This is a genomic window from Pseudarthrobacter sp. IC2-21 (genome assembly GCF_034048115.1).
In the GTDB taxonomy this organism is placed as follows: domain Bacteria; phylum Actinomycetota; class Actinomycetes; order Actinomycetales; family Micrococcaceae; genus Arthrobacter; species Arthrobacter naphthalenicus.
On the sequence record NZ_CP139145.1, the window covers coordinates 1,906,984 to 1,931,612 of the forward strand.

Sequence of the window (24,629 nt, forward strand, 5' to 3'; positions counted from 1 at the left end):
CGCTACCCGCCTGCCTGGCCGTTCAGGGGCCCGGCCAGCAGGGATTCGATATCCCGGGCTGTGGCGTCAAGCCTGGCGATGGTGTCGCGCTGGATGGCCTGGAAGTATTCGGCATCGGACTCGCCGTCCTCCACCCAGTTCTCGTCGCCCAGCGACTCCATCGCTCGGCGGGTGTTGGCGGTCGCCGTCCTGATGTTCTCCAGCATCGTCTGCAACCTGGTCACGGTGGCGGGGTTCTCGTCATTCATGGTGTCCTCCTTGATGGGGCGGGTCCTGGGCAGGACGCAGGCGGGTTCGAGCTGACGATCGCTAGCCCGTGTTGTGTTGGCTGAAAGAGGCCAGCCGCGACTGCATCTCCCAGTACGGTGTGGCGGCCGGCGCCGGCTTGCCCTCGCGCAGGGCATTGACCGCGTTCACCGCAGCATCAACGGCCGCCCGGTAGGGAAGGGAGCCGGAACTGACGCGCCGAACTCCCAGCTCGCCGAGCTCAGGAACAGTCAGCGAAGGATGTGCCAGCACATTGACGGGCAAGCCAATACCTGCGGTGATGGCTCTGATGTCCTCCGGAACCACAAGTCCCGGGACAAAGATCCCGTCCGCCCCGGCGTCGGCATAAGCACCTGCCCGCAGCAGGACGGCCTCCACGGTGGCCTGCTCGCCGAACCATATGTTGTCCACTCGGGCATTGATGAACACAGCCGGGCTGCGCCGCCTGACAGCGGCAATCTTGCGGGCGAAGGCTGCCGGATCGACCAGGTGCCCGGCGGTGCTGTCCTCGAGGTTGATCCCGGCCACGCCCAGGTTGGCCAGGTGGGCCACAAACTCCGCAACCTCAGCCGGGTCATCGGAATATCCGTCCTCAACGTCTGCGGTGATGTGGACAGGCAGTCGGCACAGCTGTGCCGCGAGCGCTGCGGTCGCCGCCTTGCTGGACCGGCCCCCGTCGGGCAGACCGGCACTTGCAGCAATGCCAAAGCTGGTGGTGCCGACGGCCGGGAAGCCCGCGGCAGCGAAGGCCAGGGCGGATCCCAGGTCCCACGCGTTGGGCAGCAGCAGCGGCACCGCAGCGGTGTGGAGATCCCGAAACGTCGACATTTTCGTTCCCGTCCCTAGCCATCCAAAGAGGGGTGAATACCGATTCAGTCTACAAACGTGGCAGACCGGCGCAAGGGACCGGCGGTCGCCCGAGGCTGGAACCGGGTTGGGCCCATGCGCCCGGCGGAACCACAACAAAACAGGGCGAATTACCCTGTTGGATGGCAGGCCGGGTGCTTATCCTGTCAGGTAAGGACCGCCGCGACACGCGGTCCTGAGGCCGCCGGCACGTCCCGGGAAGCCTTCCCGCTCCGGTGGCCCGTCTCGATGAGGAGGCGTCGATGTCCACTCCTGATGTGCCGACACGCGGGCCGGCCAGACCCGGTCCCTATGTCATCGCGGGGATCCTGCTGATTATCGCCATCGCGGTGCCCCTGTTCGTACCTGCATATGCCCTCGATGAGCCGCGTTTGGCAGGCATGCCGTTCTTCTACTGGTACCAGATGATGTGGATTCCGGTCACTGCGGCCCTGGTGGGAGCATCGTACTGGCTGGTTACCAAGGAAGACCGCCGTCGCCGTGAAGCGGTGCGCACCGCGACGGGTGCCGGGGAGAAGCCATGAGCACCGTCACTGTGCCGTTCGCCGTTCCTGACCGTCCCGTGAGCGGCGTTGCCCTCACCATTGTGATCATCCTCTTCGTTCTTGTGGCTGCGTTGGGGTTCGTTGCGGCGCGCTGGCGCCGTGAAGAGGCCACCGGGCTGCACAGCCTGGACGAGTGGGGCCTTGGCGGCCGTGGTTTCGGTACCTGGGTGACCTGGTTCCTGCTCGGCGGCGATCTCTACACGGCCTACACCTTCGTGGCAGTACCGGCTGCCATGTGGGCCACCGGAGCCGTGAGTGGCTTCTTCGCGGTTCCGTACACGATCGTGCTGTATCCGATCGTGTTCCTCCTGATGAGCCGCTTGTGGTCCGTCTCGCACCGGCATGGCTTCGTCACACCGGCCGACTTCGTGGGCGGCCGCTACGGCAGCAAGGCTCTCTCCCTGGCCGTCGCCGTCACCGGCATTGTCGCCACCATGCCCTACATCGCATTGCAGCTGGTCGGCATCAAGGCAGTCCTGACGGTCCTTGGCCTGGGCAGTGCGGAGAACCCCCTGCTGACGGACATGCCGCTGATCATCGCCTTCGTGGTGCTGGCCGCCTACACCTACACGTCAGGCCTTCGTGCCCCTGCCCTGATCGCTGTGGTGAAAGATCTGCTGATCTACCTGGCAGTGATCGTTGCGGTCATTTACCTGCCCATCAAGTTCGGCGGCTGGGGAACAATTTTCGACGCCGCCCAGGCCAAGTTGGGTGCCGTCAACCCGGCCACCGGCAAACCCGCCGGTGTCTTCATCCCCGGGGCCGGAAGTTACTCTGCCTACTGGACGCTGGCCTTGGGCTCGGCCCTGGCGCTGTTTATGTACCCGCATTCCATCACCGGCGTGCTGGCGACCAAGAGCAGGAACACCATCCGCAAGAACGCCGCGGTGCTGCCGTTGTACTCGCTCATGCTGGGATTCCTGGCGCTGCTGGGCTATGCCGCGATTTACGCCGGCACCAAACCCATTGACCTGAACGGCGCCGTTAACCCGCAGCTGGTGGTTCCGCAACTGTTCCTGGACCACTTCCCGAGCTGGTTTGCCGGCATAGCCCTTGCCGCCATCGCCATCGGCGCCCTGGTCCCTGCCGCCATCATGTCAATCGCCGCGGCCAACCTGTTTACCCGCAACATTTACCGGGATCTGATCAGGCCCGACGCCGAACCCCGGCAGGAAGCCAAAGTCTCCAAAATCGCTTCCCTGGTTGTGAAGTTCGGGGCATTGATCTTTGTCATCGCCATGGACCAGTCCGCCGCCATCAACATGCAGCTCCTTGGCGGCATCTGGATCCTGCAGACCTTCCCGGCAATCGTGGCGGGGCTGTATACGCGCTGGTTCCACCGGTGGGCGCTGTTCCTCGGCTGGGCGGCCGGAATCATTTACGGCACCATTGCGGCTTACAACGTGGTCAACCCGGTCACAAAAGCCCACTTCGGCGGCTCCATCGCAGCGATCCCCGGCACCGACGTCCAGGTCTACATTGCCGTGGTGGCCTTCGGGATAAACCTGATTGTTGCCGCCGTCCTGTCCGTGGTCTTCCGTGCCATCAAGGTCCCGGCCGGTGTCGACATCACCCGCAGTTCGGACTACGGTGCCGACGAAAACGATCCGAAGGTCGCTGAGATCCAGCGCGACTACCCCCTCGGCGAACCCGGTGCCCCGACCTTCTGACGGGATTGAGCCGGCTACCGGCAACGACGAGGTATGTGAGCTACATCACAGAAGGGTGCGATCCAAATCACAAACATTGCCGGGTAAGGCCTTGTGCGCTCAGGAGTAATCTGGTAGGCATCACCAGCAATGGGGCTGGTGCTGACCAAGGAGTCGTGTCATGAGTGTCGAATCAAGCTCCACGGCGGGGATCGTGCCGGCGGCCACCGGTCGCAGGGCCGAAAATCCCGTAGCAGCCCAGGATATGGGTGTTTCGCCACAGGCTAGCGTCAGTCCACCCTTTGCCGATCCGGCAGCGTTGGGCCTGGGCGCGTTCGCGATGACGACGTTTGTCCTCAGTGTCATCAACGCCGGGCTGATTCCCAAAGACGTCGAACCGGTGGTCCTGGGACTGGCACTTTTTTACGGCGGCCTGGCGCAGTTCGCCGCCGGAATCTGGGAATTCGCAAACCGAAACGTTTTCGGCGCGACAGCCTTCTGCTCATATGGAGCGTTCTGGCTCTCCTTCTGGTTCTTGAGCCAGTTCAGCGCTGCCGGCCTTCCGGCCGCGGACGCCGGCAAAGCGGTGGGCCTCTACCTCCTGGCCTGGGCGATCTTTACGGCTTACATGACCGTTTCGGCATGGCGGGTCAGCACAGGCGTTTTTGCCGTCTTCGTCTTCCTGACCCTCACCTTCATAGCCCTGTTTCTTGGTGCCTTCGCCGGAGCAACGGGTATGACGGTGCTGGGCGGCTGGCTCGGAATCGTGACCGCGCTGATTGCCTGGTACTGCTCCCTTGCGGTGGTGGCTAACGCCACCTACAAGCGCACTGTCCTTCCCGTGGGACGACGGTGACAGGCCATGGTCGCAGAGCCATCAGAAACGGATGAAACCATCGCAAACCTGCTGCACGAACAGCGGCGCTTCCCGCCGGAAGCCAGCTTTGCCGCGCAAGCCAACGCCACGTCGTCGGACTATGAGGAAGCTGCCGGCGACAGGCTGGCGTTCTGGGCGCGGCAGGCGGACCGGCTGGACTGGTCCCAAAAGTGGAGTGAGGTCCTGGACTGGTCGAATCCGCCGTTCGCCAAATGGTTCGTCGGCGGCAGGCTCAATGCAGCCTACAACTGCCTTGACCGGCACGTAGCTGCCGGCCGCGGAGAGAAGGTGGCCTACTACTTCGAAGGTGAAGGCGGAGACACCCGCACCATCACGTATGCCCAGCTCACCCGGATGGTCTGCCAGGCAGCAAACACGCTGACCCGGCTGGGAGTCATGCCGGGAGACCGGGTGGCCATTTACATGCCGATGATTCCCGAAACCGTGGTGGCGATGCTGGCCTGCGCCAGAATTGGAGCACCGCACACAGTGGTGTTTGGCGGGTTTTCCGCGGACGCGCTCCGGACCCGGATCCACGACTGCGACGCGCGGATCGTCATCACCTCCGATGGCGCCTACCGCCGCGGCAAGGCCACCGGTCTCAAGTCCGCCGTCGACGAAGCCCTGCTGGACTGCCCGGACGTTCGCAACGTCCTGGTGGTCCGCCGCACCGGGCAGGAGATCGATTGGACGCCAGGCCGGGATATATGGTGGCACGAATCGGTTGAACTCGCTTCCACGGAACATAACGCTGAAGCCTTCGACGCCGAACATCCGCTGTACGTCATGTACACATCGGGCACCACGGGTAAGCCCAAGGGCATCCTGCACACCACCGGCGGCTATCTCACGGGGTGCGCCTATACCCACTGGGCGGTCTTTGACCTCAAGGCGGAGTCCGACATTTTCTGGACGGCCGCGGACATCGGCTGGGTGACCGGGCACAGCTACATTGTGTACGGTCCCCTGGCCAACGGCGCCACCTCCGTGCTGTACGAAGGCACGCCGGACACCCCGCACCAGGGCCGGTGGTGGGAAATCATCGACAAGTACAACGTCTCGATTCTCTACTGCGCCCCGACTGCCATCCGGACCTTCATGAAATGGGGCGCCGGGATACCGGCCAAGTACAGCCTCAGGAGCCTGCGCCTGATCGGGTCCGTGGGAGAACCGATTAACCCGGCGGCCTACATGTGGTACCGGGAGAACATCGGTCACGGCCAAACGCCGGTCGTGGACACCTGGTGGCAGACCGAGACCGGAGCCATCATGATCAGTCCGCTCCCCGGAGTCACAGCAGGCAAACCGGGTGCCGCCATGAGGCCGTTGCCCGGCGTCGCGGCGGACGTCGTCAATGACGCGGGCACCCCGGTTGAAAACGGCTCCGGCGGCTACCTGGTCCTGACCGAGCCCTGGCCGTCCATGCTGCGCACCATCTGGGGTGACAACGACCGGTACGTGGACACGTACTGGTCACGGTTCCCCGGGCTCTACTTTGCCGGCGACGGCGCCAAAAAGGATGAGGACGGGGACATCTGGCTCCTCGGCCGGGTGGACGACGTCATGAACGTGGCCGGACACCGGCTTTCGACCACAGAGATCGAATCGGCGCTCGTCGCGCATCCGAAGGTGGCCGAAGCGGCCGTCGTGGGTGCGCTCGACGAGACCACCGGGCAAGCCATCGTCGCCTTCGTCATCCTCCGCACCGAGGCTGGCGACGGTGGACCGGAGGTTGTGCAGGAGCTGCGGGAACATGTGGCCAAGGAGATCGGCAAAATCGCCAGGCCCCGTCAGATCATGGTGGTGGCCGAGCTGCCCAAAACCCGGTCCGGCAAGATCATGCGCCGGCTCCTCAAGGACGTCGCGCAGGACCGGCCGATCGGAGATGTCACGACGCTGGCAGACTCCTCCGTCATGGACCTGATCAAGGCCGGCATGCCGGGAGGGGCCGGCGGCCCGCACTAAACCGGTCAATGGAGCACTCGCCCTGGGGACCCGGATCCTCGACCCGGTTGTCCGTATTCATTGCCTGGTCCTAGGGGTGCACGGGGTTCGGGGGCGTCATTGTGCGGCGGGCGTGCAGGGCGGTCCAGATGAGGACCGCACCCACCAGGGCCATCGCCAGGAAAGCCAGCCCGGAATAGCCCATTGATGCAAGAACCGGGCCCGCCAGTGCTCCGCCGATTGCCCCTGCGGCATTCATGCTGAGGTCCGAGATGCCCTGGACGGCGGGCCGGTCCTGGATGGGGACGGATTCGGCGACCATAGCGGAGCCGGCCACGACCGCAGCTGACCATCCGAGTCCGAGCAGGACAAGGCTGACCGTAACGCCGGTACGGGAGTCCGCCGCGAACCCGGCGATTACCAGGGAGGCCAGGAGCATGCCCTGGCCCAGGACGATGACGCGCAGCCTCCCGATTTTGTCCGCCAGCCAACCGAACACGGGGGAGAGGGCGTACATGCCCGCAATGTGCAGGCTGATGGTGAAGCCCACGATCACCAGGCTTGCTCCGTGTTCGCGCAGGTGGACCGGTGTCATGGACATCAGCGACACCATGGTGGCGTGGCTGAGTGCGACGGCGGCCACCGCGTAGCGCGCACCTGCGTTGCTGCGCAGTACCAGTGTTCCGCTCCGCGGCCGGGGTGCCTTGACGCTGGTGTCGCGCAGCGACATCGCAGTAAGCAGCGGGTCCGGCCGCAGCCCGGTCAGGTACACGAGGGCGGCGGCCAGCTGGGCGGCCACAGAGAAGGCGAAGGCGCCCGTCAGAGGAGGGAGGCCAAGCGCTGCACCCACGACCTCGCCCGGACCGAAGAGGTTGGGGCCAAGCACTGCCCCGATTGTGGTGGACCAGACGACGACGGAAAGATCCCGCGCCCTGGTGCCGGACCGGGCAAGGTCGGTGGCGGCGAACCTGGCCTGCAGGTTGACCGCGGAACCCGCCCCCAGCAGCATCAGTCCAAGCAGCAGCAGGGGAAAGACCGACACCCACGCCGACGTGATGGCGATCGCGGCGCCGGTTCCGGCGATAAGCGCGCCGGTGGACAGAGATATTCGCCGTCCGCGGGCGCCCGCGAGCCGGGCGAGGGGCACTGCAGCGACCGCTGCCCCGAGGGTGCTCATCGTGGCGGCCATGCCGGACCACGCCGGCGATCCGGAAAGCTGTGCCGCGAGCAAAGAGCCGAGGGATAGTGTGGCTCCCATGCCGATACCGCCGAGAATCTGGCCGCCGACCAGGACGGAGAGCACTTTGCGCTGAGGCGGGACGCCGCTCGCTGGGCTGGCCAGGGATGCGGGGGACTGGGGTCCTGTCGACCCGGGTACAGATGGCATTCCGACAGTCTCTCAGATACCCCTAAGGGTATGCAAGGACTCCTTTTTCGAACGCCTGTGCCCGCATTTCCGGGCGGTCGCCCTACCGTCCGAACAGCTTCGCGAAGAAGCCCTTGCCGGTCGATGTCTCCTGTTCGTGCCCGCTGCAACGCTGAGAGGCCGGAACCCCGCGCATCACCTGGTCAACGTGCTGGCCGCAACCCGCCCACGTCGTCTTCTGGCACTTCTTGCATGTAACGGCACGGCACATCGGATGGCTCCCTTAGCTGGCTGGATGGTCCTAACAGCATACCCCCGTGGGTATCTAAGTTGGGTTGGATTGAGTGTTGCCGCCCGGCTCCGCAACGCAGGGCGGACCGATATCGGTCTGATCGAGCCTAGCGAGCAGCACTATTACCAACCGCTGTGGACCCTGGTCGGGGGAGGCGCCGCCAGCCAAGAGGAAACCGTTACGACCTGGCGCCCAAGACCTGGGACATGATCCGGAACCTGAAGTCCGGGACGGCCGTCTTCACCCAGCCCTCGGGACCGATCAAGTGTGCCGGCGCCCCGCAGAAAATCGCCTGCCTGGCCGCCGACTCCTGGCGCAAGCAGGGGGTCCTGCGGGACATCCGGGTGGTCATGGTCCTGCCAACGCCGGGCATCGCTACCCGGAAATCAAACAGGCCCCCGTGCTGGTGAAGAACCTGCTGGCTGAATTCGACCACACACTCCAGCCAGCCCCCAGCATCCCCTTCATCGACACCACCAAGGAACGCAGCGACATGTGGCTGCTCAAGCGTTACGGCTTGCCGTTCATGTACTGGAACCTGATCCTCAAGGGCCGCGCCTGAGGCTCCCGAAGCATCGGCCCTGAAGACAGCCCGTGGCCCGGGACAGTGCACCATCCCGGGCCGGCGGGGTCGGTCGCCACCTTCGAAGGAGGTGACGGCACCGGGTTAGGCGGCGGGGACGCTGTTCTGCCGGGCGTTCCAGGCGGCGTAGCTGCCGTCGAGTTCGACGACGTTGTACCCGGCGCGGCGCAGGGCGCTGGCGGCGACGGAGTTCCGCACACCGGACTGGCAGTAGGAGACGATGGTGCCGCCCGCGGGCAGCTCATCCAGGTGCCACATGACCCGGCCGCCGCTGAGCTGGTACGAGCCGGGGATGTGCCCGGCCGTGTGCTCGGTTTTGTTCCGGACGTCCAGGACCATGGCGGCGTCGAACGTCTCGAGTTCCTCGGGCTGGATCAGCGTGGGGGTGAAACCGGGCAGCCCCTCGATGCCGGTGACGTACCCGGCGACGTTATCGATGCCCACCCGGATCAGGTGGTCCCACATCTCCTGCGCGGCGGCCTGACCGGGGGCCAGGAGCACCAGCGGATTCGTGTCCGTTTCGGGGTTGACCACCCAGGCGCCGTAACTGGCCACGGACTTGCCGGCCGGGACGTTCAGGGACCGGGCCACGGTGCCCTGCTGGACCTCGGTGTTGGAGCGGGTGTCAATGAAGGTCAGGGTGTCCTCGGCCAGGCCCGCGGTAACGATCTCCGTGGACAGCTCGGGCAGCGGGGCACGGTCGCCCAGGATGGCCGGGCCTTCCCGGTTTTCGCGCTTCATCCGGCCGAAGTAGGCGTGCGCGTCGGGCTGGCCGTCGAGGAGTTCATCGATGAAGCCCTGCTCGTCGTTGGCGGCCAGGTACGGGCCCCACCAGGCGTAGAGGCGTTCGTAGCCCACGGTGGAGGACGGGATCGCGCCCAGGGCCTTGCCGCAGGCGCTGCCCGCACCGTGCGCGGGGTGGACCTGGACATGGTCCGGGAGAGTCAGGAACTTCTCCCGCAGGCTCGCGAAGAGCTGCCTGGCGCCCACGAAACGGGTGTCGATCCCGCCGGCGGCCTCATCCAGCAGGTCCGGGCGGCCCAGGTCCCCGGAGAAGACAAAGTCCCCGGAGAGCAGGTAGCCGGGCTGGTCGCTGAACGCGCCGTCGGTGACCAGGAAGGACAGGTGCTCCGGCGTGTGCCCGGGGGTATGCACGGCCTGGATGGTGATATTGCCCAGGGTGATGGTGTCCCCGTCGTGCAGCCGCTCGCCCTCGAACCCGTACTGCCAGTCCGGCCCGCCCTCGCCGGAAACATAGATCGTCGCGCCCGTGGCCGCGGCCAGTTCCCGGGTGCCGGACAGGTAATCGGCGTGGATGTGGGTCTCGGTGACCGCCACGATCTTCATGCCGTTCTTCGCAGCCAGATCCTGGTACACGGCAATGTCGCGGCGGCCGTCCACCACGATCGCTTCACCCTTGGCCTGGCAGCCGATCAGGTAACTGGCCTGGGCAAGGTCTTCATCGTAAATACGCTCGATAAGCATCTGGTGCTCTCCTTCAGTGGAAAGGGGGTGGGGAGGGGGTCTGAATCCAGTATAGATACCCCGGGGGGTATCATGCAAGCGGATCGGGGCCTAGGCGGATTTCCTGCTGGACAGCCTTTTCAGGAGTTTGCGCAGGTGCCCTGGCGTATGGCCGGAGTGCTGGCCGGGCTGGTGTTCAGGAGCCTGGCGGTAGGTGACAGGGTGCCCTGCCCGGTACCACTCGGTGATTCCGCCGGCGACGTTGACCGCGGTGTATCCGCGGTCTGTGAGGAGCCGGGCGGCCTGGCTGCTGCGTTTGCCGGACCCGCACAGCAGGTAGATCGTGCCGTGGGGCGGGTCCGCGAGCCGGGAGGACAGTTCATCCAGGGGAATGTTCAGGCTCCCCGGAACATGGGCGGTGGCATGCTCCTCCCGGCTCCGGACGTCCACCAGTGTGGCGCGTGGCCACACTTTGGCGAGTTCGTCCGGCATGACGGTGCGGAACGCGTGCTGGTCCCTCATGATGTCAGGCGTGCTGGTGTCCGGCTTCGGCGCGGAGTTTGTCCATGTCCAGGTTCCTGACGGACCGGATGACCTCCTCGAGGCCGGCGGCGTTGAGCGCTCCGGGCTGGGAGAAGACCAGTGTCTTGTCCTTGAACGCTATCAGGGTGGGGATGGAGGTGATGTTCGCTGCGGCGGCGAGGGCCTGTTCGGCCTCGGTGTCCACCTTGGCAAAGGTGATGTCCGGGTGGCGTTCGGCAGCGGCGCCGTAGGTGGGGGCGAACATGCGGCAGGGGCCGCACCAGGCTGCCCAGAAGTCGACAAGGACGATGCTGTTGTCCTCCAGGGTCTGGGCGAAGGATTGCTCGGTGATGTCCATGGTTGCCATGATCTGTCGTGTCCTTTCAGGTGGGCTGGGGATGTGTTGCGGCAGGGCCTAGATGGTGGGGAGCCCGGCGCGGGTCCAGGCGGTCATTCCGCCGGTCATGGTGTCCGCTGTGTAGCCCGCGCCGTTCAGCGCATCGGCGACGGCGGCGCTCCGGTTGCCGCTGCGGCATACGGCGATCACGGGAACGGCCGGGTCCAGCTCGCCCAGGCGGGCCTGCAGCTGGCCCATAGGGATGTGCAGGGCGCCGGGGATCATGCCTTCCTCGACCTCGAAGTCCTCCCGGACATCGAGGATGCGGGCGGTGGAGCGGCGCTGGTCGGTTTCGGTGATGGTGATTTCAGCCATTGTGGTTCTCCTTCGAAGTGGTTTGTGGCTTGGTGTATGAATGCGGTGATGCGGCTAGCGGACGGGTTCGCCGGCCTGGCGCCAGGCTGCCATGCCGCCTCGCACCGAGTAGGCGTCGTAGCCTTTGGCCGCGAGGAGCCGGGCTGCTGAGGCAGAGCGGACGCCGGAGGCGCAGACGGCGATCACGGGCCGGGTTTTTTGGATGCCGGCGGTGCTGGCCTGCAGCCTGTCCAGGGGGACATGCTTGGCCTGCGGTGCCCGGCCGGTCCGCCATTCCTGGGCTGACCTGACGTCGATGAGCGTGGCGCCGGAACCCAGGAGGTCCTTGGCCTGCGCCACCGAGATCGTCTTGTAGGGCTTGCTGAAGGCCTTCTTGAGGGAATCGATCAGTCCCATGGTGGTTCTCCTTCGGGGATGGGTCGGGTTAGGCGGTGATGGTGCCGGCGGTGACCCAGGCCGCGACGGCGAAGATGAGTACCGCAAATGAGATGCGGATGTGTTTGTCGTGCAGGTGGCGGGCAAGCCGCGCCGCAACGAGGGATCCCACGATGGCCGGAATGGCAAACGACAGGGTGGTGGCCCAGTCGATCGTGTAGCCGGCCGCATGCGCGCTGAACCCTGCGGCGGAGTTGACCACGATGATCGCCAGTGATGTTCCAACGGCCTGCTTCATGCGCAAGCCCAGGAGGATGGTCAGGGCCGGGGTGATGAGGAAGCCTCCGCCCACGCCGAGGAGCCCGGTGAGGAACCCGACAAGCAGTCCAACGGCCACGGCTTTTGGGGCGCAGGACCGGAATGCACGGTTCGGCCCGGTGCTGCAGGACCCTTCGCTTTCGCGCGGTTTGCTGAGCATCCGGATGCCCGCAGCCACCATGATGAGGGCGAACGCCAGCATCAGGATGTTCTGGTCCAGCAGCTTGCCCACGGCCGCGCCGCCCCAGGCCGCCGGGATCCCGGCGCCCCCGACCAGTGCGATCACAGGCCAGTTCAGGCCGGCCCGGATCCGGGGGAGCAGGGCGGCGAGCGAGGAGATTCCCACCACCAGCAGTGATGTGGGAATGGCCTGGGCGGGGCTCAGGCCCACTCCGTACACCAGGGCGGGGACGGCGATGATGGACCCGCCGCCGCCCACCACTCCCAGGACGATGCCAACGACGAGCCCCAGACCCAGGGCCGGAATCATGCCGCGGCGTCCTCGTCAGCTGCCGGAACGGGAAGCTGCAGGATGGCGCTTTCGCGGGTGGGCTCCTTGGCAGCCTTATTCCACGGCATGGCCGAGAGGGCCTTGCCCATGGCGCAGGTGTTGGTCGCGGCGGAGAACGTCAGGCCCGTGCCAATGGCTCCGGCCAGCATGCGGACCTTGGGGGAGAGGAACTTGCCTCCCACCAGGCCCACCATCACCAGGGAACCGGCAGCCAGGCGGACCTGGCGCTCCAGGTCCCAGCGGTCCTTGCCGATGACGACGTCGCCGCCGGCTGCGGCGAAACCGGGGACGCCGCCGGTCAGGACGTGGGCGGTGTCGATTCCGACTGCCGTCATCCGCTGGCGGGCCTGTTCGGCGCGCACGCCGGACTGGCAGACCAGAACCACGCGGGAACCCAGCCGGGCGGCCAGTTCGTCGGTGTGCTCGGAGAGCAGCGGCAGCGGGACGTTGTATGAACCGCGGATGTGCATGGATTCAAATTCTGCGGCCGAGCGCACATCGATCACCACGAGGTCCTGGTGCTCGGTGAACCAGGACCGAAGGGTCTCCGGGGCAAGTGCGGTCACGGCGGTTGATTTGGAAGGGGAAGTCATTGATGGCCTCTCGGGAGGGGACGGTTGAATACCTCACCGAGTATTACAGATACCCCCAGGGGTAGTCAAAACACCCATGGGGGTATATATTGAGTCGCATCACCCATCAACGGAGAGCCCTCTTATGGAACTGAACCCAAGCGAACTCACCCCCGTCATCAACCGCCTCAAGCGAGCCCAGGGCCAGCTCGCCGCCGTCACCCGGATGCTCGAGGAAGGCCGCGACTGCAAGGACATCGTCACCCAGCTCGCCGCCGTCTCCAAGGCCCTGGATAAGGCGGGTTTTGCGATCATTGCCACCGGATTGGAACAGTGCATCATTCAAAAGGATGCAAGTATGGGTACGAAAGACCTGGAAAAGCTCTTCCTTTCCTTAGCCTGACCGTTCCACTACACCGATCACATCGTGCCGCCGAACAGCGGATATTCGAACAAACTCGAGGAGCGTTATGACGTACACCCTGGCCACCACCGTGTCCCTTCCCTGGGCGGAAGCCCTGGAGCGCACCCGGGAGGCCCTTGCCGCGCAGGGGTTCGGCATCCTGACGGAAATCAATATCCGGTCCACTTTCGAAGCCAAGCTGGGCGCCGACGCCGCAGACGCCGTCGGCGATTACATCATCCTGGGTGCCTGCAACCCCTCTCTTGCCAGCCGGGCCCTCGCCGCTGAACCCGAGATGGGTGCCCTGCTCCCTTGCAACGTAGTGGTGCGCCGGAACCGGGACGCCGAGGCCACCACCGTGGAGGCCATCGATCCGCAGGCCATGGTCCAGCTCAGCGGGGCCCCTGCCGTCAAGGAAGTGGCCGACGACGCCGGAACACGCCTTCGGAAGGCCCTCGCCAGCCTCGGCGGGGCAACGGCGTAAGTTTCACCGGCACTGCCGTAAGTTCCACCGGCACTGCCGGGCCTCACCACCCGGCAGTACCGGGACCACCCTTGAACGGGCCGACAATCTGTGTGGTGATCCAACCGCCGTAGAAGTCGCCCTCCTGGAAAGTTACGCGCTCACCATCGATTTCGCAGGAGTCCATCCGGCCCGGATAGAGGGCTACGTGGCTCCTGAGCGCTTCGAAGCCCGGCGTGGGTTCGGGGTAGGTCCATCCCGCGCGGGGAGCGAGAGCTCCGCCCGCAACGACGTCAAAATAGTGCGCCACTCCCTTGAATTCGCAGTAACTTGTCCCTTCGACCGGGACCAGTACACCTGTAGGGAATGAGGACAGCGGTAGGTAGTAGACCGGCGGGTGGCTGGTCTCCAGGACGCGAAGTGCACTGGTGGTGTCGGCAATGATCTGGCCGCCAAACCGCACGATGACCCGTTCGGAGCGCGGCTCAACCCGTGGGGGCCGCGGGTAGTCCCATACCGATTCCTGACCCGCCCCGGGCTTAATGGGCCGGGGGCGACGGAACGGGCGCGAGGATCCGTGAGCAGGAGTCATGCCTCCATGCTGTCATCTTCTGCCTGCTGCGGCTGCACTCGCTGCCAAGGCTTCCGGGAGCACCTGCGCATGGTTCCCCTTCCGGGCGGATGCCCCTGTTGGTCCGGCGAACATCGGATGTATCGTTGACTATCGTTCGCGACGTGCAGAGGAGAGCATGATGCGTAATTCGTACCCGGCGGGCGGATTTGGCGGACCCAACATTGAAGGCATGTGGCAGGCCGTTGAGGAGCTGCGCTCCAAGTTCGAGAAACGCGCGGGCACCCGCGCGGGCCGGGGGGAGGTGCGCTCGGCGATTTTGGCACTGCTCGCCGAGCGGCCGATGCACGGCTACCAAATGATCGGTGAAATCGAGGAGCGCAGCGGCGGCAGCTGGAAGCCGAGCGCCGGATCAGTGTACCCAACGCTGCAGTTGTTGGTGGACGAAGGATTCATCAGTGCGGAGGAATCCAACGGCCGCAAGATTTATTCGCTGACCGAAGCGGGCCGGGAAGAGGTGGCGGGCGCCGACGCGTCCGCGATCTGGGAGGAAAGCGGTGCGGCACCCACAGCGGGGTTTGCTGCGCTGCCCAAAGCCGGCATTGAGCTCGCCCAGGCCGCGGCCCAGGTGGGCCGCACGGGCTCGCCGAAGCAGGTGCAGGACGCCGTGAAGGTGCTTGACGAGGCACGTCGTCGGCTGTACTCCATCCTCGCCCAGGACTGAAGAGGGTGACGTCAGCTCGCCGGGACCGGGCAGACCCGGTACCCGGCGTGAACAACCGTGCCCGCTATCGCCGCATCCTGCGCTTTGCCGCGTGGCATCTTGCGGTGACGTGGTGGTTTGAGCTGGTGCTCCCCAGGCTCGGACTGGTCAGGGTTGCCGAGCGCACCAGGGCCAGGCGGATGCGGCTGTTTGCGGAGCGGTTCCACGCGCTTGCCGTGGACCTGGGCGGCCTGATGATCAAGGTTGGTCAGTTCCTGTCGTCCAGGCTCGATGTGCTCCCGCCCGAGATCACCAAGGAACTTGAGGGACTGCAGGACGAGGTGCCTCCCGTGCCGTTCGCCGCGATCCGCGCCCTTGCCGAGGCGGAGCTGGGGGCGCCGTTGAGCCGGATCTTCGCCTGGGTTGAGGAAACGCCCATCGCCGCCGCCTCCCTCGGGCAGGCACACCGGGCGCACCTTTCGGCCGCCAACGCCGCGGATGCCGGGCTGCGGAGCGTGGTGCTGAAAGTGCAGCGCCCGGGCATCGACGCGATTGTCGACGTCGACCTGGCGGCACTTCGCAAGGTTGGCGGCTGGCTCAGCCACGTGCGCCTGGTGGCCAACCGTGCCGACATGCCCGCCCTGGTGGAGGAATTTGCCCAGATCAGCCTCGCGGAGATTGACTACATGCGCGAAGCAGTTAATGCGGAGCGCTTCGCGGCGGACTTCACCGGTGACCGCAGGGTCACTGTGCCCGCGGTGGTCTGGGAACGGACCACCCGGCGCGTGCTCACCCTCGAAGATGTCACCGCGATCAAGATCACGGACTTACCGGCACTTGTTGCAGCCGGAATCGATCCGGCGAAGGTCGCCCCCGTATTTGCAGCTGTGATGTTTGACCAGCTGTTCACCGAGGGCTTTTTTCACGCCGATCCGCATCCTGGGAACATCTTCGTCACCCCGGGCAGCCCTTCAGCCGCGGAACGCCCGTGGAAGCTGACGTTCATCGACTTCGGCATGATGGGTGAGGTGCCGGGCCGGACCCGCACCGGCCTGCGGAAGCTGCTGGTTGCAGCCGCCTCCCGCGACGGCAAAGGCCTGGTGGCCGCGATCAGCGATGTGGGCGTGCTGTTGCCATCGGCGGACACGGCAGAGCTTGAGCGCGCCATGACCCAACTGTTCGCCAGGTTCGGCGGAATGGGCTTTGCCGAGCTGCGTGAGGTGGACCCGAGGGAGTTCGTTGAGTTTGCGGCGGAGTTCGGTGACCTCGTCCGCTCGTTGCCGTTCCAGCTGCCTGAGAACTTCCTGCTCATCATCCGTGCAATGTCACTGACATCGGGGGTGTGCAGCTCCCTGGACGCACGATTCAATCTGTGGGACTCCGTTGAACCCTATGCAGCGCAGCTGCTGCGCAACGAGCGCGGCAACGTGGTGCAGGACCTGGCACAGCAGGGGCTCGAGACCCTCGGCGTTGCCCTGCGGCTGCCGAAGCGACTGGACGGGCTCGTCACCCGGATCGAGGACGGGTCGCTCTCGGTCGCCAACCCGCGCCTCGAACGGCAGGTGGCACGGCTCAACCGCACCATGCATCGCTTGGCATCGGCGCTGGTGTTCGGCGGCCTGCTCGTCGCGGGGTCCTTGGTCCGGGCTGCGGACCCGGTGCTCGGCAACGTCCTGATGATTGCCTCGGCGGTCCCCCTGCTGCAGGGTCTATGGGTGGGGCGCCGCGGCCTGTGACGGAGATGGCGGCCCGGATCCGTGCCACGTCCTCGCGCACGCCGGTGGGGCCGCGCTGGCCGCGGCCCCACCGGTGATGTCGTGACGGGAAGATGCGGGACAGCTAGTGCTCACGGCCGCACGAGGAGGAATCCACTGTTTGTACGGCGACCCCCAGAGTATTCCGGGCCAGGCTTCCCCAGGCATACACGATGGTGTTCTTGCCCTCGGTAACCTTGATGTCCGCGGGGCCGATCAGCGGGGCAGTGGTGCCCGCCGCTGCCACCGATGCGGAAACTGTTCCTGCGTCGAGGGTAAGTACCTCCTCGTTCGGGTTGGTGAGTCCCTCGATGACGGCGGTCCCGCCGGCCAGCACGTCGACGTCAGGAGCCGCAGCGACATGCCGGACCGTCAGTTTGCCCTGTCCATCCGGGCTCGGCGACGTGTCGTTGGTGAAGAGCGTGGCCGTGGGTGAGCCGTCAGCGTCCAGGTGTGCCACCGCTGTATAGTCCAGTCCGTCTTCCAGGTCCACTGTGACCGGGCCGATCACGGCCTCATCGGCACTCTTGGCATCGGCCCCGGTGATGGCGATCCGGTGGTCCCCGTCAGGGACGGTCAACGGACCGGCCAAAGTGCCGGGCTTGAAGTTGTCCAACGTGAGCTTGCCGTCCAGCCACACATCCACTGTCAGTCCGGGGACGCCGTGGAGAACGGACAGTTTGGCTGTGGCATCGTCGCCCCGGTGATGACCGTTGGCGGCCTGGGCCGGGGAGGCGACGGCGAGTGCCGCCAACAGCGTCACTGCTCCGGCCGTGGCATAGATATTTTTGCGCATTTCCAACTCCTTTGGAGGGCCCGTTGAGGGCTCGGGTGTGCTGACACCCTTACTACCGCCCCGACACCGGGCTTGGATGCACCCCCCGGGAGAAGATTCCGTAAGCCGCCGCAGGAGTGGATATTCTGCCTGCTCAGTCCGCCCGCAGGTTCACCACCGGACAGTTCCGGCGGCCCCGTCCACCGTGATGTCCTGCCCATCCCGCAGCCGCGTGGTGGCCTCCGCAACACCCACCACTGCCGGGATGCCGTACTCGCGGGCCACCACAGCCCCGTGCGAAATGACGCCGCCCATCTCCATCACCAGGGCGCCTGCCGTCATGAACAGCGGCGTCCAGCCGGGGTCAGTGGAGGGTGCCACAAGAATTTCCCCGGGTTCCAGGTGGGCGCCGACGGGATCCATGATCACCCTGACCTTGCCGCTGGCGGTGCCGGCCGAGGCCGGCGTCCCCGTCAGCTGGTCTCCGGCGGACAGTCCGGGGCCCGCCGCGGCCTCGACATCGGTGCCGTCCGAGAGCAGAAGGCGTGGGATGTGCCGCCGCCGGAGCTCGGAGGTGTAGAGCCGACGGCGCCGGGAGACGATTCCCTTGAGGTCCGCACCGCGAAGGCCTATGCGCAGTTCGGTGAAGTCCAGGAAGAACACGTCACCGGCGTCGTCGATGGTTCCGTTCTTCACGAGTTCCACGCCCACGGCGGTGAGCTGCCGGTGCATCTCGGCGAGCACCATCACAATGCAGAACTTGGGCAGTTCCCGGAGGCCGGCGAGTTGCCGTGTCCGCCGCAGGCAGACCGAGACCAGCCGCGCCCGCAGCCGGCTCCTGGCCCCTGCCCGCGCCACCAGTTCGCTGATCCGGGCCTCCGCATGCTCTGATGCCCTGGTGAATTGCCGGTCCGGGGCCTGCTCGGGATCGTCCACGCGCAGATAGTTCGAAATCATTCCCAGGATGTGGTCCGGCTCCTCGAACCACCGGGGCATTCCCAGATCGATCTCCGCCACGGCCCGGTGACCGTACGTGGACAGGAACTGCTGAAGCCCGGCCTGGGCGGGCGCGGGAAGTTCGCCCCGGTGGTAGCGGGAAGCCAGCTCCGCAGGCGGCAGCTCCGTAAATGCGCGGCGCGCTTCCGGATCACCGCCCAAGGACACGGCCAGCTGCCACAGCTCCAGGTCCATCATGGTGGTCACATTGTGCGGCAGTCCGCGGAGCACAGCCTCGAGTTCACGCGGCTTGGCAGTTCCGCGCAGCAGCCTGCGGGCCGCAGCCAGCGTCAGGTACCCCACGGACGGCGCCGGGAGGGTGGCCTGGATCAACCCGTTGATGGAGGAGGCCAGAATGTCCTCCGCGTGCTGGAGCCGCGTGGCCGCGGAGGCGGGCAGGGGGAGGACCAGGGTGGCCGCGAGCCGGTCCTGGTAGCGCTGCACCCTCCGCAGTTCGCGCTCCGGCCACAGCAGCGCGCGGAGCATGGGGGGAAGCAAAGCGGAGAACTGGCCCAGGCTCTGCGCGGCGCCGGCGCGTTTGGATTGCGTTGTGGCCGGGGGAGTGCGTCCCGTGCCGCCGGCCTTGTGCCGGGAACGGCTGATGATGCTGAACCGCGGATCCGCCAGGAGCGCAGGGAGGACGGCAGCCGACCTGCCGTCGGCGAGGGGGAGCGTTTTCAAGAGCGCTTTGCGGCCGTTTTTGTTACGGATGAGGGGTGTCAGCTCCACGTACATCCGAAGGCCCGGGTTGACGTAATTCCATGGCCCGCTGTCGCCCCTCATGAGTGCCAGGACGGAGAGCCCCATCGGCGTGATGGGGCGTGTGAGGCCCTGGAGCAGCGTGCCGCACAGGTAGATGCGCGCATCCCCGGAGGCTGCGCCGTCAGGGGCGGTCTGTCCCGTGAACGGGTCGTCGTCCGGGAGCGGGTAGAGCGTGGTGATGGGCCGCGACTGGGTCAGCCAGGCCTTGCCGGCCCGGTCAATCACCCATTCCAGGTCCTGCGGTGCACCCAGCAGCCGCTGGGCGGCGGCACCGCGGGAAGCCAGTTCGCGAAGTTGCTTCCCGCTCAGGCCGGGCGGCCGGCCCGGTGGTTGCCGCAAAACCCGGCCGGAGGCTGTCTCGAGCACAAAATGGTCCGGGTTCACGGCGCCGGAAACCACCGCCTGTCCCGGCCCGGAACTGGCATCGATAACCGTTTCGGTCCGCGTCCCGGTCACCGGATTGGCGGTGAAGAGCACGCCGGCCGTGGCGGCCTGGACCATGCGTTGAACGACGACGGCGAGGCCCACCCCGCGATGGCTGATCCCGTTCGCTGTCCGGTACGCCACCGCCCGGTCGGTCCATAGAGAGGCCCAACACTGCCGGACTGCCGCCACTACGGCGTGGGCCCCGGAGACGTCCATAAAGGAGTCCTGCTGCCCCGCGAAGCTGGCAAAGGGCAGGTCTTCGGCAGTGGCGGAGGAACGAACGGCCACCGGCCCGCCGCCCATCGCGGCATAGGCGCCGCGGAGGGCGGCCTCAACCTCGGGCGGCACCGGCGCCGCCGCCATCAGTTCACGGCCGCGCCGCGCGAGCTCGTTCCGGTCCGCGTCCGTTAGTCCGCGAGCGATGTCCCGCAGTCCGCGAGCGCCGTCAAGGCTGCCGCGTCCGTCCAGCTCGGCGGCGAGGGCGTTCATTTCCGCGGGAGCGGCCTTCCGGTAGCCGGCGGTGGTCAGGCAGAAACCCGGCGGTACCGGGAAATCCGCCGTGGTGAGGAGGCCGAGGTTGAGGGCCTTGCCGCCCACTGCGTCCAGTGCTGCGTGCGCCGGCCGGTTGAGGTCAATGATGAGCTCTGCCCCGCCGGCGTCCCGCTCCGGATCAAGGCTCACGGAATCCATGTGCCCTGGCCTTCAGATCCTGGCTACGGGAAGATCCGGAGCGCCGTGTCCCAGTTGAAGTGTTGATGCTCGGGGCTGACCTGCAGGCCCATGACCACCAGCATGATGGCTTCGAGTTCCCGTGCCCGCCGGAGCGGCCCGACGTCGATGGGCCGGAGTCCCGCGGCGGCTGCGACGGCGCTGACCTTCTCCTTGGCGTGCTCCGAGTCGCCGGCTATGAAGACGTCCAGGTGCTGCCCGCCGACTTGTCCGTCCTCCAGGGTGGCGGCGAAGGTCGTATTGAACGCCTTAACCACATCTGCACGCCCTTCGAGGAGGCGGGCTGTTTCTTCGGCGGCGGACGTGCCCGGTTCGGTGGTGAGCCGGTCGAAGGTTGATACGTCCACGGGGTTGCTGATGTCCACCACCACCCGGCCTTCCAGTGAGTCCCCGGCTTCCAGGATGGCGTTGTGCACGTCCTTGTGCGGCATCGCCAGGAAAACGATGGCCCCGGTAATGCCGGCCCCGATGACGCCGCCAGTAGCGCCGGGCCCGAGGCTCTCCACCAGGTCGCGGGTTTTGGGTCCGTCCCGCCCCAGAATCTGGACGGGGTTGTTTCCCCTCAGCATTGCTTTCGCGAGTGCCCGGGCCATGTGTCCGCTGCCGAGAATGCTGATGTTGGTCATGATCATCCCTTGCCGAAAATGCCGTGGTCCTTGTCTCATCCAGTAGACCTGCACAGGGTGCCGGTGCAACAGGGACGAAAGCCCCGGATACCGGTCGTCTTAGTTCCGGCAGCCGTTCCTTCATGCCTCGCTGCCGTGTCTCAGGACGTCCGGCAGCTCGTCCACGAAGACGGTCTGTGGCGGCTCGTAGTAGATCACCAGCACCTGGTCGCCCACCTCGAAGCCGCTGGTCTTGTCGAAGGGGTGGGCGTGGAAGGCCATGGTGCCGCCGAGGTAGGGGAGCATGACCTCGCCGATGGTGTCCGGTCCGATGCGCCCGGTCACCCGGCCGATTTTGCCTGTCAGGCTCCGGTCAACATTCCTGTGCATCCCGGCTCCTACGCCTCGGGCGAGGCGGGTGGGTGCTTGGTGTCCGGGCCCTTCTTCAGCGCGGAGGCCAAGGCGGGAAGGTAGTCGCCGGCCTGCGCGAGGATTCCGCCGAGCATCCTGTTGATCCCTTCGCCGCCGTTCAGCACGGTCATCTGGCCCACGTGCGAGAACGGCTCGGCGGCTGCGGCGATGATGGCGGGCATGTTTTCAGCGAGCTGCTGGGAGATGACGGCGTCCTGGTTGGTCCCCAAGGCCTCGGCCCGTGCCTTGATGCCGTCCGCCTCCGCGAGGGCCTTGGCTTTGATCGCGGAGGCCGCCGCGTCTCCCTTGGCCTTGGTGGCTGCGGCTTCGGCCTCGCCGGTGACCTTGGTGGCTCCGGCTGCGGCAGCCGCAGCGGTGGCATTGGCCTGGGCCTGCAGCTCCGTGCGGCGGGCGTTGGCCTGGGCTTCAAGTTCGGTGCGCCGTGCCAGTGCTTCGGCGGCGCTGATGTCCGCCGCTTTCTGGCCTTCCGCGTCGGTTCGTTTGGCGTAGGCTTTCGCGTCTGCGGGTTTCCGGACGGTGGTTTGGAGCTTCTGCTCTTCCCGGTCCGCCTCGAGTTTGGCGACTTCGGTTTCCTGGACCACCACCTGCTGCCGGGCCGTGGCGTCGGCCAGGGGGCCGGCCTGGGCGGCGTTTGCCCTGGCCCGCTCGGCGTTGGCCTGCGCCACTGACTGCCTGATGGCTGAGACGCTCTGCGCGTCCGCGATCAGGGCTGCCGCCTCTGCTTCCTTCTCGGCCGCTTCGCGGTTGCGGGTGGCCTCGGCGATGCGTGCTTCCATTTTCACCTGGGCAATGTGCGGCTTGGCGATGTTCTGGATGTACCCGGTGGGATCCTGCAGGTCCTTGATCTGCAGCGAGTCCACCACGAGCCCGAGTTTTTCCATCTCCACGCCGCTGGCGCTGCGGACCTGCGATCCGAGCTTGTCCCGCTCGCGAATGATCTCCTCCACGGTCATGCTGCCGATGATGGAGCGCAGGTGGCCCTCGAAGACGTTGTACACCTGGCTCTCCATTTTGGGCTGCTGCCCCAGGAAGCGGCGGGCGGCATTGGCAATGAAGGGCGGAGCGTCGCCGATCTTGTAGATGACCACGCCCTCGACGATCACCTGGATGCCCTGCGAGGTGACACAGGATACTTTGAGTTCAGTTTCGTTCAGGGTCAGCGACAGGGTCCGCACCGTCTGGAGGCCCGGAAGGACCAGGGCACCCTTCCCCGTGACAATCTTGAAATCCATCCCCGCGCGGGTGTCAAGCGTTCCGCGGGTCAGCCCGGAGATGATGAGGGCCTCGTTCGGTTCGGCCACCTTCCACATGAGTTTTGTTGCCACCCACACAAAGCCGATGGCGACAAGCACACCCACGATGGTGACGATGAGCGGGAAGAATGCTGAGAAGTCCGGCATGACCAGATCCTTTCAAGGGTGTGAATCAGGCACCGCGGTAAAGCCCAAAGCTGCAGCTGTCCGTTCCCGGCAGACCAAAATGCGGGTGGTTCCGGCCTGCCGGGGCAGCTGTTGTAGTCAGTCTGTGTCGGCGCAGGCCAAGAGTCCAGAGCGCTGCTGATTAGTCCGGTCGTGTTGCAGTGCCCGGACCCATCACGTTGAGCGGTCCGATCTCGGCGGGGTCATAGCCTTCGGCGTAGACCGGCGGGGCAGCCTGCCCCGGGATGAAGCTCGGAATGGTGCTGAGCGGAGTGCGGCGCCGGATCGCGTTGCGCAGGCCGAGCCCGGCAGCCAGGGCCACGCGTGACCACCAGGTGCTGCGGGGGAGTCCGAGGGCGGCGGCAAGCGGGGCGTCGTCGAGCATGGTGGCGATCATGCGTTCCGTGACGGGTTGCAGGAGCCTTGGCTGCATGCTTTGAAATACCTGTACGGTGGCGCCCATCAGCGTCTTGCCCGCGCTGCTGGGCGCCACCCGGCGCCGTTCGTAGTCATCGAAGAACTTCGCCGCCGCCTCGAAGGTGACGGGGATGTCCGCAATATGGATTCTGGTGCCCAGTTCGCGGAAGAACCGGGTTGCGGCGTCCCGCTCGGTCTGCGTCGGCTGGCGCCAGCCGTGGAGTTCCGTCCACCGGATGGGAACCACCAGGAGGGTCATGAGCACGTACAGGAAATCCTCCGGGCTGCCCGGCACGTGCCGGTGGACCCGGTTCAGCAGTGCCGTCATCTGCCGGCCGCGTTCGGAGTCCAGCCCGCAGGCGATGAGTTCGTAGATCACCAGTCCGGTGTCAATGGACCGCTTCATGGGCCGGGCAGGTATTTCCCCGTTCCTCACCAGCGTGGCCGCACCGGAGGGAATGGCGAAGTTCCGGTAGTAGGCAAGGAAGAAGCCGAACTTGATGTCCTCAGCCAGGTCAAACAGCGCCATCTGGCGGAATGTCTGCTCCCAGTCTTCCGGATCCCGGGCCAGCTGCCTGTCCAGGCTCTCCGCCAGTGACGAGTGGAGCCGCATCATCAGAGAGACCTCCGTGACGAGAGTTTTCAGCCTTCGTGTGTTGTGGCGCCGGCGTCCGGTGTTGCCGCTCCGGCATCCGCTGCGGCCGCGTCAGCTGCCAGGGCCTGACGACGCCGATAGATTTGGACCGCGGTCACCGCCGGTACGGTGGCCAAGGCGACAGCCCGCATCCAAGGCCGGTCCAGGACGTGGCCGGTGAGCCCGTCCAGTGAGAACGCGCCGGGGCCGCCCAGGGTGAACGCTGCAGCCGCCACGGCCAGCACCGCCGGGTACTCAAGACCGCCTTCCGTGGCGAAGAATCCGCCGGGCGCATGGACGCTGGCCGCGACGGCCATGGTGGTGGTAGCGGCGGCGCCGGCGGCCGGGGTCGCCAGCCCCAAGGCAAGGGCCAGCCCGGCCCCGGCTTCTCCAACGCCGGCGAGGATGGCGCTGGATTTTGCCGGGCGGAAACCCATGGCGTGCATGCCCTTGCTGGTGCCTTCGAGGCCGCCGCCGCCGAACCAGCCGAAGAGCTTCTGCGACCCGTGGGCCATAAGCACGCCGCCCAGGGCAACCCGGAAGACAGTCTGGGCGGCGGTCGCAGCAGTGGAGCTGGTGGTTTCATGGCTCATGGCGTCCTCCATGGGAGATGATTTTCCGCTGCGCCGGGCGGCGCCGCCTGACCTGACGATTCTACGTCCGCGTCTGCACCGCGC

28 protein-coding genes are annotated in these 24,629 nt (G+C 66.3%); 10 read left to right on the forward strand and 18 right to left on the reverse strand.

Annotation, left to right across the window (positions count from 1 at the left end):
* Positions 1 to 2: 2 nt before the first annotated feature.
* On the reverse strand, positions 3 to 248 hold the full coding sequence (locus SBP01_RS08765) for a hypothetical protein (RefSeq protein ID WP_275215622.1): 246 nt from the start codon (positions 246 to 248) through the stop codon (positions 3 to 5).
* 61 nt (positions 249 to 309) lie between these two features.
* Positions 310 to 1,095: an isocitrate lyase/PEP mutase family protein gene (locus SBP01_RS08770; RefSeq protein ID WP_275215623.1), complete on the reverse strand. Its 786-nt coding sequence runs from the start codon at positions 1,093 to 1,095 to the stop codon at positions 310 to 312.
* Positions 1,096 to 1,376: 281 nt separating this feature from the next.
* On the opposite strand from SBP01_RS08770, the gene SBP01_RS08775 reads away from it, so the two are divergent.
* From SBP01_RS08775 to acs, 4 genes are all read left to right on the forward strand, one after another.
* Positions 1,377 to 1,658 carry a DUF3311 domain-containing protein gene (locus tag SBP01_RS08775; RefSeq protein ID WP_320538145.1) on the forward strand — a complete coding sequence of 94 codons (282 nt, stop codon included), beginning with the start codon at positions 1,377 to 1,379 and terminating at the stop codon, positions 1,656 to 1,658.
* Positions 1,655 to 3,349: a monocarboxylate uptake permease MctP gene (mctP, locus tag SBP01_RS08780; protein ID WP_275215625.1), complete on the forward strand. Its 1,695-nt coding sequence runs from the start codon at positions 1,655 to 1,657 to the stop codon at positions 3,347 to 3,349. The genes SBP01_RS08775 and mctP overlap by 4 nt, the downstream gene beginning before the upstream one ends.
* A gap of 160 nt (positions 3,350 to 3,509) precedes the next feature.
* On the forward strand, positions 3,510 to 4,184 hold the full coding sequence (locus tag SBP01_RS08785; protein WP_320538146.1) for an acetate uptake transporter: 675 nt from the start codon (positions 3,510 to 3,512) through the stop codon (positions 4,182 to 4,184).
* Positions 4,185 to 4,190: 6 nt separating this feature from the next.
* Positions 4,191 to 6,170: an acetate--CoA ligase gene (gene acs / locus SBP01_RS08790; RefSeq protein ID WP_320538147.1), complete on the forward strand. Its 1,980-nt coding sequence runs from the start codon at positions 4,191 to 4,193 to the stop codon at positions 6,168 to 6,170.
* A gap of 70 nt (positions 6,171 to 6,240) precedes the next feature.
* Here the strand turns inward: acs and SBP01_RS08795 are convergent, their stop codons facing one another.
* On the reverse strand, positions 6,241 to 7,536 hold the full coding sequence (locus SBP01_RS08795) for an MFS transporter (protein ID WP_320538148.1): 1,296 nt from the start codon (positions 7,534 to 7,536) through the stop codon (positions 6,241 to 6,243).
* A 477-nt stretch (positions 7,537 to 8,013) separates the two neighbouring features.
* Here SBP01_RS08795 and SBP01_RS08800 point away from each other — a divergent pair, with 477 nt between their 5' ends.
* Together SBP01_RS08800 and SBP01_RS08805 are read left to right on the forward strand one after the other, a co-directional pair.
* Positions 8,014 to 8,217: a hypothetical protein gene (locus SBP01_RS08800; RefSeq protein ID WP_320538149.1), complete on the forward strand. Its 204-nt coding sequence runs from the start codon at positions 8,014 to 8,016 to the stop codon at positions 8,215 to 8,217.
* Positions 8,208 to 8,369 (forward strand): hypothetical protein, encoded by a 162-nt coding sequence (locus SBP01_RS08805; protein ID WP_275215631.1) that lies wholly within the window; start codon positions 8,208 to 8,210, stop codon positions 8,367 to 8,369. The genes SBP01_RS08800 and SBP01_RS08805 overlap by 10 nt, the downstream gene beginning before the upstream one ends.
* A 105-nt stretch (positions 8,370 to 8,474) precedes the next feature.
* Here SBP01_RS08805 and SBP01_RS08810 read toward each other — a convergent pair whose 3' ends face one another.
* From SBP01_RS08810 to SBP01_RS08840, 7 genes are all read right to left on the reverse strand, one after another.
* Complete coding sequence (locus tag SBP01_RS08810; protein WP_320538150.1) at positions 8,475 to 9,875, reverse strand: MBL fold metallo-hydrolase; 1,401 nt, start codon at positions 9,873 to 9,875, stop codon at positions 8,475 to 8,477.
* A 90-nt stretch (positions 9,876 to 9,965) separates the two neighbouring features.
* Positions 9,966 to 10,376, reverse strand: a complete 411-nt coding sequence (locus SBP01_RS08815) for a rhodanese-like domain-containing protein (protein WP_320538151.1) — start codon at positions 10,374 to 10,376, stop codon at positions 9,966 to 9,968.
* A gap of 4 nt (positions 10,377 to 10,380) precedes the next feature.
* A complete protein-coding gene (trxA, locus tag SBP01_RS08820; RefSeq protein WP_320538152.1) occupies positions 10,381 to 10,743 on the reverse strand; it encodes a thioredoxin in 363 nt (120 codons plus the stop codon).
* Between the two features lie 48 nt (positions 10,744 to 10,791).
* A complete protein-coding gene (locus SBP01_RS08825; protein ID WP_320538153.1) occupies positions 10,792 to 11,088 on the reverse strand; it encodes a rhodanese-like domain-containing protein in 297 nt (98 codons plus the stop codon).
* 54 nt (positions 11,089 to 11,142) lie between these two features.
* Entirely contained in the window at positions 11,143 to 11,484 is a 342-nt protein-coding gene (locus tag SBP01_RS08830) for a rhodanese-like domain-containing protein (RefSeq protein WP_275215635.1), read from the reverse strand.
* Positions 11,485 to 11,512: 28 nt separating this feature from the next.
* The gene (locus SBP01_RS08835; protein ID WP_320538154.1) at positions 11,513 to 12,271 is read right to left on the reverse strand and encodes a sulfite exporter TauE/SafE family protein; all 759 of its coding nucleotides are present in this window, start codon (positions 12,269 to 12,271) and stop codon (positions 11,513 to 11,515) included.
* Positions 12,268 to 12,885 carry a rhodanese-like domain-containing protein gene (locus SBP01_RS08840; protein WP_320538155.1) on the reverse strand — a complete coding sequence of 206 codons (618 nt, stop codon included), beginning with the start codon at positions 12,883 to 12,885 and terminating at the stop codon, positions 12,268 to 12,270. The genes SBP01_RS08835 and SBP01_RS08840 overlap by 4 nt, the downstream gene beginning before the upstream one ends.
* A 124-nt stretch (positions 12,886 to 13,009) precedes the next feature.
* Between SBP01_RS08840 and SBP01_RS08845 the strand changes: the two genes are divergently transcribed.
* Together SBP01_RS08845 and SBP01_RS08850 are read left to right on the forward strand one after the other, a co-directional pair.
* Positions 13,010 to 13,267, forward strand: a complete 258-nt coding sequence (locus tag SBP01_RS08845; protein ID WP_275215638.1) for a metal-sensitive transcriptional regulator — start codon at positions 13,010 to 13,012, stop codon at positions 13,265 to 13,267.
* 67 nt (positions 13,268 to 13,334) lie between these two features.
* Positions 13,335 to 13,751, forward strand: a complete 417-nt coding sequence (locus SBP01_RS08850) for a DUF302 domain-containing protein (RefSeq protein ID WP_320538156.1) — start codon at positions 13,335 to 13,337, stop codon at positions 13,749 to 13,751.
* 43 nt (positions 13,752 to 13,794) lie between these two features.
* On the opposite strand, the gene SBP01_RS08855 is transcribed toward SBP01_RS08850, so the two are convergent.
* Positions 13,795 to 14,322, reverse strand: a complete 528-nt coding sequence (locus SBP01_RS08855; protein ID WP_320538157.1) for a DUF427 domain-containing protein — start codon at positions 14,320 to 14,322, stop codon at positions 13,795 to 13,797.
* A gap of 160 nt (positions 14,323 to 14,482) precedes the next feature.
* On the opposite strand from SBP01_RS08855, the gene SBP01_RS08860 reads away from it, so the two are divergent.
* Positions 14,483 to 15,025 carry a PadR family transcriptional regulator gene (locus SBP01_RS08860; RefSeq protein WP_275215654.1) on the forward strand — a complete coding sequence of 181 codons (543 nt, stop codon included), beginning with the start codon at positions 14,483 to 14,485 and terminating at the stop codon, positions 15,023 to 15,025.
* Between the two features lie 5 nt (positions 15,026 to 15,030).
* Positions 15,031 to 16,740 (forward strand): ABC1 kinase family protein, encoded by a 1,710-nt coding sequence (locus SBP01_RS08865; protein WP_320538158.1) that lies wholly within the window; start codon positions 15,031 to 15,033, stop codon positions 16,738 to 16,740.
* Between the two features lie 103 nt (positions 16,741 to 16,843).
* Here the strand turns inward: SBP01_RS08865 and SBP01_RS08870 are convergent, their stop codons facing one another.
* From SBP01_RS08870 to SBP01_RS08900, 7 genes are all read right to left on the reverse strand, one after another.
* Positions 16,844 to 17,554, reverse strand: coding sequence for a DUF4397 domain-containing protein (locus SBP01_RS08870; protein ID WP_275215643.1), 711 nt, complete (start codon positions 17,552 to 17,554; stop codon positions 16,844 to 16,846).
* Positions 17,555 to 17,704: 150 nt separating this feature from the next.
* On the reverse strand, positions 17,705 to 20,407 hold the full coding sequence (locus SBP01_RS08875; RefSeq protein WP_320538159.1) for a PEP/pyruvate-binding domain-containing protein: 2,703 nt from the start codon (positions 20,405 to 20,407) through the stop codon (positions 17,705 to 17,707).
* 23 nt (positions 20,408 to 20,430) lie between these two features.
* Positions 20,431 to 21,072, reverse strand: coding sequence for an NADPH-dependent F420 reductase (locus SBP01_RS08880; RefSeq protein WP_320538160.1), 642 nt, complete (start codon positions 21,070 to 21,072; stop codon positions 20,431 to 20,433).
* A gap of 120 nt (positions 21,073 to 21,192) precedes the next feature.
* Entirely contained in the window at positions 21,193 to 21,441 is a 249-nt protein-coding gene (locus SBP01_RS08885; RefSeq protein ID WP_320538161.1) for a hypothetical protein, read from the reverse strand.
* Positions 21,442 to 21,449: 8 nt separating this feature from the next.
* On the reverse strand, positions 21,450 to 22,883 hold the full coding sequence (locus SBP01_RS08890) for an SPFH domain-containing protein (RefSeq protein WP_320538162.1): 1,434 nt from the start codon (positions 22,881 to 22,883) through the stop codon (positions 21,450 to 21,452).
* A 160-nt stretch (positions 22,884 to 23,043) separates the two neighbouring features.
* Positions 23,044 to 23,934, reverse strand: a complete 891-nt coding sequence (locus SBP01_RS08895; RefSeq protein WP_320538163.1) for an oxygenase MpaB family protein — start codon at positions 23,932 to 23,934, stop codon at positions 23,044 to 23,046.
* Between the two features lie 26 nt (positions 23,935 to 23,960).
* Positions 23,961 to 24,545 carry a DoxX family membrane protein gene (locus tag SBP01_RS08900; protein WP_275215649.1) on the reverse strand — a complete coding sequence of 195 codons (585 nt, stop codon included), beginning with the start codon at positions 24,543 to 24,545 and terminating at the stop codon, positions 23,961 to 23,963.
* Between the last annotated feature and the right edge of the window lie 84 nt (positions 24,546 to 24,629).